At 61.9% G+C, this 12,793-nt stretch carries 11 protein-coding genes; 9 read left to right on the top strand and 2 right to left on the bottom strand.

Annotation, left to right across the window (positions count from 1 at the left end; all coding sequences use genetic code 11):
- The first annotated feature begins 44 nt into the window (after positions 1 to 44).
- From AC2CQI_RS29210 to AC2CQI_RS29195, 4 genes are all read left to right on the top strand, one after another.
- A complete protein-coding gene (locus AC2CQI_RS29210; RefSeq protein ID WP_075802580.1) occupies positions 45 to 1,415 on the top strand; it encodes a urate hydroxylase PuuD in 1,371 nt (456 codons plus the stop codon).
- Positions 1,416 to 1,597: 182 nt separating this feature from the next.
- Positions 1,598 to 2,953 (top strand): nucleobase:cation symporter-2 family protein, encoded by a 1,356-nt coding sequence (locus AC2CQI_RS29205; RefSeq protein WP_484578644.1) that lies wholly within the window; start codon positions 1,598 to 1,600, stop codon positions 2,951 to 2,953.
- 139 nt (positions 2,954 to 3,092) lie between these two features.
- Positions 3,093 to 3,881 (top strand): outer membrane protein OmpK, encoded by a 789-nt coding sequence (locus AC2CQI_RS29200; RefSeq protein ID WP_075802582.1) that lies wholly within the window; start codon positions 3,093 to 3,095, stop codon positions 3,879 to 3,881.
- A gap of 350 nt (positions 3,882 to 4,231) precedes the next feature.
- On the top strand, positions 4,232 to 5,014 hold the full coding sequence (locus AC2CQI_RS29195) for an outer membrane protein OmpK (RefSeq protein ID WP_075802583.1): 783 nt from the start codon (positions 4,232 to 4,234) through the stop codon (positions 5,012 to 5,014).
- A gap of 92 nt (positions 5,015 to 5,106) precedes the next feature.
- Here the strand turns inward: AC2CQI_RS29195 and AC2CQI_RS29190 are convergent, their stop codons facing one another.
- The gene (locus AC2CQI_RS29190; RefSeq protein ID WP_484578643.1) at positions 5,107 to 6,018 is read right to left on the bottom strand and encodes a DUF808 domain-containing protein; all 912 of its coding nucleotides are present in this window, start codon (positions 6,016 to 6,018) and stop codon (positions 5,107 to 5,109) included.
- A gap of 190 nt (positions 6,019 to 6,208) precedes the next feature.
- On the opposite strand from AC2CQI_RS29190, the gene AC2CQI_RS29185 reads away from it, so the two are divergent.
- Complete coding sequence (locus AC2CQI_RS29185) at positions 6,209 to 6,817, top strand: TetR/AcrR family transcriptional regulator (RefSeq protein WP_484578642.1); 609 nt, start codon at positions 6,209 to 6,211, stop codon at positions 6,815 to 6,817.
- 68 nt (positions 6,818 to 6,885) lie between these two features.
- A complete protein-coding gene (locus AC2CQI_RS29180; protein ID WP_484578641.1) occupies positions 6,886 to 8,226 on the top strand; it encodes a Fic family protein in 1,341 nt (446 codons plus the stop codon).
- A 108-nt stretch (positions 8,227 to 8,334) separates the two neighbouring features.
- On the opposite strand, the gene AC2CQI_RS29175 is transcribed toward AC2CQI_RS29180, so the two are convergent.
- On the bottom strand, positions 8,335 to 8,775 hold the full coding sequence (locus tag AC2CQI_RS29175; protein ID WP_075802587.1) for a GlcG/HbpS family heme-binding protein: 441 nt from the start codon (positions 8,773 to 8,775) through the stop codon (positions 8,335 to 8,337).
- 256 nt (positions 8,776 to 9,031) lie between these two features.
- On the opposite strand from AC2CQI_RS29175, the gene gcl reads away from it, so the two are divergent.
- The 3 genes from gcl to AC2CQI_RS29160 all read left to right on the top strand — a co-directional run bounded on the left by gcl (position 9,032) and on the right by AC2CQI_RS29160 (position 12,683).
- Positions 9,032 to 10,807 (top strand): glyoxylate carboligase, encoded by a 1,776-nt coding sequence (gene gcl / locus AC2CQI_RS29170; RefSeq protein WP_484578640.1) that lies wholly within the window; start codon positions 9,032 to 9,034, stop codon positions 10,805 to 10,807.
- A 57-nt stretch (positions 10,808 to 10,864) separates the two neighbouring features.
- The gene (gene hyi / locus AC2CQI_RS29165; RefSeq protein WP_075802589.1) at positions 10,865 to 11,647 is read left to right on the top strand and encodes a hydroxypyruvate isomerase; all 783 of its coding nucleotides are present in this window, start codon (positions 10,865 to 10,867) and stop codon (positions 11,645 to 11,647) included.
- Positions 11,648 to 11,789: 142 nt separating this feature from the next.
- Positions 11,790 to 12,683: a 2-hydroxy-3-oxopropionate reductase gene (locus AC2CQI_RS29160; RefSeq protein ID WP_484578639.1), complete on the top strand. Its 894-nt coding sequence runs from the start codon at positions 11,790 to 11,792 to the stop codon at positions 12,681 to 12,683.
- Positions 12,684 to 12,793: the final 110 nt, after the last annotated feature.

Genomic DNA, 12,793 nt, shown 5'->3' with positions numbered 1-12,793 from the left:
AGGCTGGCCACCGGATTCCGGTGACCGGCAAGAGGTACAAGACTGTGGAAGCACATCTGTTGGAATGGCTGAACCTGAGCGTGCGCTGGGTTCACATGATTACCGGCGTGGCCTGGATCGGCGCGTCGTTCTACTTCGTCTGGCTGGAAAACAACCTGAACCGCGCCAACCCGCGCGAAGGGCTGTCGGGTGACCTTTGGGCGATCCACGGTGGCGGTATCTACCACCTGGAGAAGTACAAGCTGGCACCGCCGAAAATGCCGGACAACCTGCACTGGTTCAAATGGGAAGCCTACTTCACCTGGATGTCCGGGATCGCCTTGCTGTGCCTGGTGTTCTACTGGCAGCCGACCCTGTACCTGCTGAAACCGGGCAGCACCCTGACCGGCTTCGAAGGCGTGACCATCGGTGTCGCCTCGCTGATCGCCGCCTGGTTCATCTACGACTTCCTGTGCGACTCGCCACTGGGCAAGCACCCTGCCCTGCTCGGCCTGGTGCTGTTCGTCCTGGTGATCGCGGCGTGCTTCGGTTTCAGCCAGGTGTTCAGCGGTCGTGGTGCGTACCTGCACACTGGCGCCATCATCGGCACCATCATGGTCGGTAACGTATTCCGCATCATCATGCCGGCCCAGCGCCAGCTGGTGGCGGCGATCGAAGCCAACACCACCCCCGATCCGGTCCTGCCGGCCAAGGGCCTGTTGCGCTCGCGCCACAACAACTACTTCACCCTGCCGGTGCTGTTCATCATGATCAGCAACCACTTCCCGAGCACCTACGGCAGTGAATACAACTGGCTGATCCTGGCCGGTATCGCCATCGCTGCGGTGTTGATCCGTCACTACTTCAACACCCGCCACGACAGCAACAAGTTCGCCTGGGCCCTGCCCGCCGGCGCACTGGCGATGATCTGCCTGGCCTACGTCACAGGTCCTGCGCGCATGCCGAGCACTGCACCGGAACAGGCCGCGGCCAAGATCGAGTACCAGCCGCTGCCGGAAACCGCGCTGGGTGGCAAGACTGCCGCCGAGAAGGAAGAGGAAGCCAAAGCCGCCGCCTGGCAGGCCGCCCAGGCCAAGCCCGCCGAACCGGCTGCGCCTGCCGCCCCGGCCGCTGCCGCCGAAGCCCCGGCGCAAGCGACCGCTGCCGCGACCGGCGGTGGTTTCGAGAAGATCCACAGCGTCATCCAGGAGCGTTGCACCGTGTGCCATTCGGCCAAGCCGACCAGCCCGCTGTTCAGCACCGCGCCGGCCGGCGTGATGCTCGACACCGCGCAGCAGATCCAGGCCATGGCCCCGCGTATCCAGGCCCAGGCCGTCGCCAGCCAGATCATGCCGCTGGGCAACATCACCCAGATGACTGCCGAAGAACGCAAGCTGGTCGGTGACTGGATCGCCAGCGGTGCCAAGGTGAATTGAGCTTCAAGCTTTAAGCCATAAGCTGCAAGTCAGAGCGGTTTTGCTTCGTCTGGAAGTGCGTCGTTCTGGCTTGCGGTAGTGACAAGCAAAAAAACTGCAAGTCCGGTGCACGCGGCTTCTTCTTGAAGCTTGCGGCTTGAGGCTTGCAGCTAAAAACAAGAACAAAACCGTAGAGGTGCTGCATGTCCGAGTCTCGCAAGGCGTACATCCCCGATGCGCCGCCACGACAGCCCCTGCCCCTGCTGCAACTCATCCTGGTGGGTCTGCAACATGTGCTGCTGATGTACGGAGGCGCCATCGCGGTGCCGCTGATCATCGGACAGGCTGCCGGACTCTCCCGAGAAGAAGTCGCTTTCCTGATCAATGCCGATCTGCTGGTCGCCGGTGTCGCCACCATCGTCCAGTCGTTCGGCATTGGTGCTGTGGGTATCCGCATGCCGGTGATGATGGGTGCCAGCTTTGCCGCCGTGGGCAGCATGGTGGCCATGGCCGGGATGCCCGGCGTCGGCCTGCAGGGGATCTTCGGCGCGACCATCGCCGCCGGGTTCTTCGGCATGCTGATCGCACCGTTCATGTCCAAGGTCGTGCGGTTCTTCCCGCCGCTGGTCACCGGTACGGTGATCACCTCCATCGGCCTGTCGCTGTTCCCCGTGGCGGTGAACTGGGCCGGCGGCGGTGCCGAGGCGACCACCTTCGGCTCGCCGATCTACCTGACCGTCGCCGCCCTGGTGCTGGCCACCATCCTCCTGGTCAACCGCTTCATGCGCGGGTTCTGGGTCAATGTGTCGGTGCTGATCGGCATGGGCCTGGGCTATATCCTCGCCGGCTCCATCGGCATGGTCGACCTGTCCGGCCTGGACGAAGCACCGTGGCTGCAAGTGGTCACCCCGCTGCACTTCGGCATGCCGACCTTCAGCCTGGCGCCGATCCTGTCGATGTGCCTGGTGGTGGTGATCATCTTCGTCGAGTCCACCGGCATGTTCCTCGCCCTGGGCAAGGTCACCGACCGTGAAGTCACTCCGGGCATGCTGCGTCGCGGCCTGCTGTGCGATGCCGGTGCGTCCTTCGTCGCCGGGTTCTTCAACACCTTCACCCACTCCTCCTTCGCCCAGAACATCGGCCTGGTGCAGATGACCGGGGTGCGCTGCCGTTATGTCACGGTGGTGGCGGGTGGCCTGTTGATCCTCTTGAGTCTGCTGCCGAAAGCGGCCTTCCTGATCGCCTCGATTCCGCCGGCGGTACTGGGCGGCGCGTCGATCGCCATGTTCGGCATGGTGGCCGCTACCGGGATCAAGATTCTCCAGGAAGCCGATATCAGCGACCGGCGCAACCAGTTGCTGGTGGCGGTGAGCGTCGGCATGGGCCTGATTCCGGTGGTCCGTCCGGAGTTCTTCGCGCAGATGCCGCAATGGATGGAACCCATCACCCATAGCGGTATCGCCATGGCAACGGTCAGCGCGCTGGTGCTGAACCTGTTGTTCAACATCCTCGGCGGCGCCGAACGCGCCTCGCACAACGAAGCCGCCGCGCACCATTGATGCCTTTTGGGTGGTCCCATGACCACCCGGCAGACCCCGAGCAACATGCAGTACCGCCGACCCGTGGGAGCGGGTCGGTCGGGGCGCTTCGCGCCAAAGAAAGCGCAACGAACAACAATAATTAGCCGGGAATCACAACATGAAACGCACCACCACTTCCCTCCTCCTGGGCAGCAGTTTGCTGGCGAGCCTTCCAGCGGTAGCGGGGGATCTTTTGCTGTGGCAATCCAACAGCCTCAGCTATTTGTACGGCAAGGACTTCCAGGTAAACCCTGCGATCCAGCAGACCATTACCTTCGAACACGCCAACAAGTGGAAATACGGCGACACCTTCCTGTTCGTCGACAAGATCTTCTACAACGGCCAGGCCGACCGCGGCAAAGGCTATCGCACCTACTACGGCGAGTTCACCGAGCGCTTCTCGTTCGGCAAGATCTTCGACAAGAAGATCGAGCTGGGCCCGATCAAGGACGTGCTCCTGGCGGTGAGCTACGAATCCGGCGAAGGCGACAACGAGGCCTACCTGATCGGCCCGGGCTTCGACCTGGCAATTCCCGGCTTCAACTACTTCACCCTGAACATCTACAACCGCCATACCGAGGGCAGCCGTCCGGGCGACAACGTCTGGCAGATCACCCCGACCTTCTCCTACACGATTCCCGTGGGTTCGTCCGACATCCTCATCGATGGCTACATGGACTGGGTGGTGGACAACGACGAGACCAAGCGTCGCGGCACCTACCACGCCAACCTGCAGTTCAACCCGCAGGTCAAGTACGACCTGGGCAAGGCCCTGAAGCTCGGCGCCAAGCAGCTCTACGTGGGTATCGAATACAGCTACTGGAAAGACAAATACGGTATCGAGAACAGCAGTCGCCTCGACACCAACCAGAGCGTCACGAGTGCGTTGGTCAAAGTGCACTTCTAAAAAAACCTGATCTGCGTCAGGTGCTCCCTGGAAGGAGTACTTGAGGGCCAGCGCGCAAGTCAGTAATCTGCGCGCCCCCTCGACCCGGGCGGAGGGATTCCGCCCGCGTTTGCTGACCGTCCAGTCAATGAATACGGGCGGTTGGCACGCGCAAGCGCTAACAGTCGTAACCGTTTGAACTGTTCAGAAAGATGTCGAGCAGGATTGCTGCACCCTTCCGGGAAGGTTGGCTCAGCTCTTGCCATTTTGCTGTGGCCGGTCGCAAAAACCTGACCCGAAAGACAAACCTTTCATACCGACGGCGCCAACCCAAGAGCGCCGCAAACAGAATCAATCAAGGGAGCAACGCGATGCGTTTCAACAACAGCCTGATCCTCGCCGGGGGCCTGCTGGCCGCCAGTTCCGCGATGGCCGACGACCTGCTGCTGTGGCAGAACAACAGCCTGACCTACCTGTACGGCAAGGATTTCGCCGTCAACCCGGAAATCCAGCAGACCTTCACCTTCGAGCACGCCGATGCCTGGAAGTACGGTGACAACTTCCTGTTCATCGACAAGATCTTCTACAACGGCCAGAAGGACGCCAACAACGGCCCGAACACCTACTACGGCGAATTCAGCCCGCGCCTGTCGTTCGGCAAGATCCTCGGCCAGGACCTGTCGTTCGGCCCGGTCAAGGACGTCCTGCTGGCCATGACCTACGAGTTCGGCGAAGGCGATACCGAGTCGTACCTGATCGGCCCGGGCTTCGACCTGGACGTGCCGGGCTTCGACTACTTCCAGCTGAACTTCTACAACCGTCAGACCGAAGGCAGCCGTGCCGGCGACAACGTCTGGCAGATCACCCCGGTGTGGGCCTACACCATTCCCGTGGGCAAGTCCGACATCCTGATCGACGGCTTCATGGACTGGGTGGTCGACAACGACGAGAACAAGAACGGCACCTACCACGCCAACCTGCACTTCAACCCGCAGATCAAGTACGACCTGGGCAAGGCCATGAGCCTCGGCGAGAAGCAACTGTACGTCGGTATCGAGTACGACTACTGGTCGGACAAGTACGGGATCAAGGACAGCAAGTTCTTCGATACCAACCAGAACACCGCCAGCCTGCTGGTGAAAGTGCACTTCTAAGTGCATGAGGGTCCGCATCCGGACCCTGGGTTGTTGCTGATGGCCTCATCGCCGGCAATCGGATCACCGGCGATGGGGACATCAGCGGCAACTCAGCTTCCCCGAACCGCTTTCCACAGCTTGCCCACCCCACTGACCACCGCCAGCACCACGGCCCCGGCCACCACGCCCAGCACACCGTTGATCAAGGCAGCGGTCACCGCTCCGCCATTGGCATCGCTGAAGCCCTGCACCGCATGATGCAGCGGCTCGATGCCATGCACGAGAATGCCACCACCGACCAGGAACATCGCCGCCGTGCCCACCACCGACAGGGTCTTCATCAGGTACGGCGCGGCACGCAGGATGCCGTGGCCGATGCTTTTGCCGACACCCTTGCAGGTCTCGGTCATCCACAGCCCCAGGTCATCCAGCTTGACGATCCCGGCCACCAGGCCATACACGCCGATGGTCATGACCAGGGCGATGCCGGACAGCACGATGATCTGCTGGGTCAGTGGCGCATCGGCGACGGTGCCGAGGGTAATGGCAATGATTTCGGCGGAGAGGATGAAGTCGGTGCGGATCGCGCCCTTGATCTTGTCCTTCTCGAAGGCCACCAGGTCCACGGCCGGGTTGGCGGCGGCTTCACTCAGCGCCGCATGATCGGCCTGCTTTTCCTCGGCGCCATGCAGGTACTTGTGCGCCAGCTTCTCGAAGCCCTCGAAACACAGGTAGGCACCGCCAAGCATCAGCAGCGGCGTCACCGCCCAGGGAATAAAGGCGCTGATCAGCAGCGCCGCCGGCACCAGGATCAGCTTGTTGAGCAGTGAGCCCTTGCACACCGCCCACACCACCGGGATCTCCCGCTCGGCGCGCACGCCGGAGACCTGCTGCGCGTTGAGCGCCAGGTCGTCACCCAGTACACCGGCGGTTTTCTTGGCCGCCACCTTGGTCATCACGGAAACGTCATCGAGTACTGCGGCGATATCGTCGATCAGTAAAAGAAGGCTGCTTCCTGCCATGTTCTGTGACTCTCGTGTAAGGGGATGTTGCCAAAGAATAGCTGCTTGCCTGACTGAAAACATCCGCTATTACTGGCACAGACGTGCTGCAAGCCCCCGCCTTGAGCGCCCTGCGAGCCCGGTGCTACCATGCGCCACCGCCTGCCCGGGCCTGCCTGGGGCGGGCCGAGACCAAGGAACAGCGCCAACCATGAGCAGCATTCGCGAGCGCAACAAAGAACTGATCCTGCGCGCGGCCAGTGAAGAATTCGCCGACAAGGGTTTCGCCGCCACCAAGACCAGCGATATCGCGGCCAAGGCCGGCTTGCCCAAGCCCAACGTCTACTACTACTTCAAGTCCAAGGAAAACCTCTACCGCGAGGTGCTCGAGAGCATCATCGAGCCGATCATGCAGGCCTCGACGCCGTTCAATGCCGAAGGTGATCCGGAAGAAGTGCTGAGCGCCTACATCCGCTCCAAGGTGCGCATCTCCCGCGACCTGCCCTTCGCCTCCAAGGTGTTCGCCAGCGAGATCATGCACGGCGCCCCGCACCTGAGTACGCGCCAGGTCGAGCAATTGAACGTCCAGGCCCGGTACAACATCGCCTGCATCCAGCGCTGGATCGACAACGGCCAGATCGCCCCGGTCGACCCGCACCACCTGATGTTCAGCATCTGGGCCGCGACCCAGACCTACGCCGATTTCGACTGGCAGATCTCGGTGGTGACCGGGAAGGCGAAGCTGGACGAGAGCGATTATGAGGCGGCGGCGCAGACGATCATTCGGCTGGTGCTGAAAGGTTGTGCGCCGGACGCCTGACCGCGCTTTTTGACGCTATTTCCCTCCTGATATAGGCTCAACTCAATTTTCCAGAAATTGAGTTGAGCATGCCCCGGATCAACAGACCCAAGCCCTACACGGAGATTTTCGCGCGCCATGCCGGCGAGATTCTGGGGCTCATCTCGACATTTTCCGCCGTCGACGACAAGGGCCGTTATCTGCACTGGCACGACTTCCGCCACCGGGTGCCCTCCGGCATCAACGCGGAAGCGGCCTGGTGCACGGTGAAGCTGTCCAGAACCCTGATGCAGAAGTTCATCGGCCTGCGCGCCGAGGATGACTCCCCGTTCAAATACTGCCTCCCGGAATACGCCCAGACGGTCATCCACGCCATCGAGCACATCAACGCCAGGCTCGGGCTGGTGGTGTCGAAAGACTCGCCCGTCAACGAGAACAACCTGTTCCTGGTCGAGTCACTGATGATGGAAGAAGCGATTTCCAGCGCACAGTTGGAGGGGGCTGCGACCACCAGGAAGGTCGCCAAGGAAATGCTCGAAAAGGAACGCGAACCGGTCAACGACGACGAGCGGATGATCTTCAACAACTTCCTGCTGATGAAGCTGGCCAAGCACAGCAGCGAGATGCCCCTGTCCCTTGAGCTGATCAGGCGCTTCCACGCCGAAGCCACCCGGGACATTCAGGAAGAGCACGCCTGCCCGGGAGAAATCAGAAGGACCAATGACATCCACGTCAAAGACCGTGACGAGGAAATCGTCCACCAGCCGCCGGATGCCGCCCTGCTCCTGGAACGCCTGGAAAGACTCTGCGATTTCGCCAACCAGAAGCATGACGGCCACGACGGGCGAACCTTCATCCACCCCGCCGTGAAGGCGATCATCCTGCACTTCATGATCGGCTACGAGCATCCCTTCAACGATGGCAACGGCAGGACGGCAAGGTGCCTGTTCTACTGGTACATGCTGAAAAGCGGCTATTGGGCGTTCGAGTACATCTCGATCAGTACGCTGTTGAAGCAGGCGCCGGTGCAGTATGGCGAGTCGTACCTGTTCACCGAGACCGATGAGTTCGACCTGACCTATTTTGTGTACCACCAACTGAAAATCATCGAGCGGGCGATGGACGGGTTCCTGGTCTACATCGAGAACAAGCGCAACGAGCTGCGTGACGTCATGGGGCTGCTGATGCAGTCCGGCTTCGACAAGGACCTGAATTTCAGGCAGGTGCAGTTGCTGAAAAAGGTACTGCGAGACCCCGGTCGGCTGTTCGTCGCCAAGGAAGTGAAGAATGACTTCGAGGTTTCGGAGGGGACTGCCCGGGCTGATCTGGAGAAGCTGGTGAAGCTGAAGCTGCTGGCCAAGGTCAGGGAGGGCAAGACCTGGTGCTATGTGGCTAGAGGGGACGCAGCGGACCAGATCAGAAAAAAGTGAGGGCCCCATCGCTGGCAAGCCAGCTCCCACAGGGTTCAGCGGCGCTGCGGACACTGTGGGAGCTGGCTTGCCAGCGATGAGGCCAGTGGTTACACCACAAGCTTCAGATCAAGCAGCAACCCCCGCATCCGCCCGCAGCCCCGCCTCTTCGATCGCACTGATCGCACACTGCTCATCGATATCCGAGGTATCCCCGCTGATCCCGATCGCCCCCAGCACCACGCCCGCCTCGTTGCGAATCAGCACGCCACCCGGCGCTGGCACCACCGGGCTCTGACCCAGGCCATTCAGCGCGGCAAAGAACGCCGGCCGCTGCTGGGCGTCCAGCGCCAGCAGGCGCGAGCCCTTGCCCAAGGCAATCGCACCCCACGCCTTGCCCATCGCCACCTGCGGCCGCAGCAGGCTGGCGCCATCTTCCCGTTGCAAGGTCAGCAGGTGACCACCGGCATCCAGCACCACCACGGTCAGGGGCGCGGCGGAGATCTTGCGACCTGCGGCCAACGCGCCATTCACCAGGCTGACGGCGACTTTCAAGCTCAATGCGTTCATCAAAAGGTCCTCTTGTTGTTATGAAGCCCTGTGGGCAAGTGAAAAATTGATAGACCAAATAGAACACAATGGCGAATATTTTTGTATACAATAATTCGATTCCAGCCACCTGATCGTCCGCCGAGCCCGTTTCCACGGCATTTCGACGAAAGCGCAGGCCACGGACGAAAATGGATTGACCAGAGCTGCATCCCGTGAATACACTCTGGCAAAAGCTGTTTTGTATACAATTACAACATCGATGAGGCACAAAGCCATGAGCAAAATGAGAGCAATTGATGCAGCCGTTCTGGTGATGCGCCGCGAAGGTGTGGAAACCGCGTTTGGCATTCCGGGTGCAGCGATCAACCCGCTGTATTCGGCCCTGAAGAAAGTCGGCGGTATCGATCACGTCCTCGCTCGCCACGTTGAAGGCGCCTCGCACATGGCCGAGGGTTACACCCGTACCAAGGCCGGCAATATCGGCGTGTGCATCGGCACTTCCGGCCCTGCCGGCACCGACATGGTCACCGGCCTGTACAGCGCCTCCGCCGACTCCATCCCGATTCTCTGCATCACCGGCCAGGCTCCACGTGCCCGCCTGCACAAGGAAGACTTCCAGGCCGTGGACATCACCAGCATCGTCAAGCCGGTGACCAAGTGGGCAACCACCGTTCTGGAACCAGGCCAGGTGCCTTACGCCTTCCAAAAAGCCTTCTATGAAATGCGCACCGGCCGCCCAGGCCCCGTGCTGATCGACCTGCCGTTCGACGTGCAGATGGCCGAGATCGAATTCGACATCGATGCCTACGAGCCCCTGCCGGTCACCAAGCCAGCCGCGACCCGCAAGCAAGCGGAAAAAGCCCTGGCCATGCTCAATGAAGCCGAGCGTCCGCTGCTGGTCGCCGGTGGCGGCATCATCAACGCCGACGCCAGCGCCAAGCTGGTCGAGTTCGCCGAACTGACCGGCGTGCCGGTAGTCCCGACCCTGATGGGCTGGGGCACCATCCCTGACGACCACGAGCTGATGGTCGGCATGGTCGGCCTGCAGACCTCGCACCGCTACGGCAACGCGACCCTGCTGAAATCCGACCTGGTGTTCGGTATCGGCAACCGCTGGGCCAACCGTCACACCGGTTCCGTCGACGTCTACACCGAAGGCCGCACCTTCATCCACGTCGATATCGAACCGACCCAGATCGGCCGCGTGTTCACCCCGGACCTGGGCATCGTGTCCGACGCCGGCTCCGCACTGGATGCCTTCCTCGAAGTGGCCCGCGAGTGGAAAGCCGCCGGCAAGCTGAAATGCCGCGGCGAATGGCTGAAAGACTGCCAGGCCCGCAAGTCGAGCCTGCAGCGCAAGACCAACTTCGACAACGTTCCGGTCAAGCCACAGCGCGTGTACCAGGAAATGAACGAAGTGTTCGGCAAGGACACCACCTACGTCAGCACCATCGGTCTGTCGCAGATCGCCGGCGCCCAGTTCCTCCACGTGTACAAGCCACGCCACTGGATCAACTGCGGCCAGGCCGGCCCGCTGGGCTGGACCATTCCGGCTGCCCTGGGCGTGGTCAAGGCCGACCCGAGCCGCAAGGTCGTCGCGCTGTCGGGCGACTATGACTTCCAGTTCATGATCGAAGAGCTGGCCGTGGGCGCGCAGTTCAACCTGCCGTACGTCCACGTCCTGGTGAACAACGCCTACCTGGGCCTGATCCGCCAGGCGCAGCGTGGTTTCGAGATGGATTACTGTGTACAACTGGCGTTCGAGAACATCAACTCGCCAGACCTCAACGGCTACGGCGTCGATCACGTGGCCGTGGTCGAAGGCCTGGGTTGCAAGGCGCTGCGCGTGTTCAACCCGTCCGAGATCGCCCCGGCGCTGCTCAAGGCCCAGAAAATGGCCGAAGAGTTCCGCGTACCGGTGGTGGTCGAGGTGATTCTCGAGCGCGTCACCAACATTTCCATGGGTACCGAAATCAACGCGGTCAACGAGTTCGAAGACCTGGCGCTGGTCGGCAACGACGCGCCAACCGCGATTTCGCTGCTCGACTGATTGCCTGTGCGGCCCCGCGCTTCACCGCGCGGGGCCCAACCCAGCAAGGAGACACACATGCCACGCTTTGCCGCCAACCTGTCCATGCTGTTCACCGAACAGGACTTCCTGCCGCGCTTCAAGGCGGCTGCCGACGCCGGCTTCAGCGGTGTCGAGTACCTCTTCCCGTACGACTACGCCGCCACCGAGATCAAGCAGCAGCTCGACGCCCATGGCCTGACCCAGGTGCTGTTCAACCTGCCGGCCGGCGACTGGGCCAAGGGTGACCGCGGCATCGCCTGCGACCCGGCCCGGGTCGAGGAGTTCCGCAGCGGTGTCGACCTGGCCATCGCCTACGCGCAAGTGCTGGGCAACACCCAGGTCAACTGCCTGGCCGGTATCCGTCCACAGGGTCCGGACTGCGCCACCGTGCGCAAGACCTTCGTGGAAAACCTGCGCTTTGCCGCCGACAAGCTCAAGGCTGCCGGGATCAAGCTGGTCATGGAAATGATCAACACCCGCGACATCCCGGGCTTCTACCTGAACACCACCCAGCAGGCCCTGGAGATCCAGGCCGAAGTGGGCAGCGACAACCTGTTCCTGCAGTACGACATCTACCACATGCAGATCATGGAGGGCGATCTGGCCCGCACCATGGAAAGCAACCTGGCGAAGATCAACCACATCCAGCTGGCCGACAACCCGGGCCGTCACGAACCGGGCACCGGCGAGATCAACTACCGCTTCCTGTTCGAGCACCTGGACCGCATCGGTTACCAGGGCTGGGTGGGCGCGGAGTACAAGCCCAAGACCACCACTGAAGAAGGTCTGGGCTGGTTGAAGACCCATAACGCGATCTAACAAGCACCGCCCTCCCCTGTGGGAGCTGGCTTGCCAGCGATAGGGCCGGCAGCAGCAATGATGTTGTCAGTTCTGGCCTCATCGCTGGCAAGCCAGCTCCCACAGGGACTGCGGTGACCCCAATTACAAGAGGCAAATTCTCATGGCTAAAATCGGTTTCATCGGCACCGGCATCATGGGCCGCCCAATGGCGCAGAACCTGCAGAAAGCGGGTCACAGCCTGTTCGTTTCCACCCACCACGATGCCGCCCCGGCCGACCTGATCGCCGCTGGCGCCGTGGCCCTGGAAAATCCGAAGGAAGTGGCCCAGGAAGCCGAGTTCATCATCGTCATGGTCCCGGACACCCCGCAGGTCGAAAGCGTCCTGTTCGGTGACAACGGCGTGGCCCAGGGCGTTGGCCCGAACAAGGTGGTGATCGACATGAGCTCGATCTCCCCTACCGCTACCAAGGCCTTCGCCGAGAAGATCAAGGCTACCGGCGCTGCCTACCTGGACGCCCCGGTCTCCGGCGGCGAAGTCGGGGCCAAGGCCGCGACCCTGAGCATCATGGTCGGTGGCTGCCCGAAAGCCTTCGAGCGCACCCTGCCGCTGTTCCAGGCCATGGGCAAGAACATCACCCGCGTCGGTGGCAACGGTGACGGCCAGACCGCCAAGGTCGCCAACCAGATCATCGTCGCCCTGAACATCCAGGCCGTCGCCGAAGCCCTGCTGTTCGCCGCCAAGAACGGCGCCGATCCGGCCAAGGTCCGCGAGGCACTGATGGGTGGCTTCGCCTCGTCGAAGATCCTCGAAGTGCACGGCGAGCGCATGATCAAGGGTACCTTCGATCCAGGCTTCCGCATCAGCCTGCACCAGAAGGACCTGAACCTGGCCCTGCAAGGCGCCAAGGAGCTGAACATCAACCTGCCCAACACCTCCAACGCCCAGCAAGTGTTCAGCACCTGCGCGGCCATCGGCGGTGCCAACTGGGACCACTCGGCGCTGATCAAGGGCCTGGAACACATGGCCAACTTCTCGATCCGCGACGAGAAATAAGCTTCAAGCCGCAAGCTTTAAGCTGCAAGACAAAGCAGTTCCGCTTTTTCTTGCGGCTTGTAGCTTAAAGCTTGCAGCTGCGAAGAGCGCCCCTGGTTCAGCCTGCACGG

Source organism: Pseudomonas sp. P2S-1, from assembly GCF_057197725.1.
The sequence above is the reverse complement of the archived record's forward strand: the minus strand, read 5'-3'. Positions and strand labels throughout refer to the sequence as shown.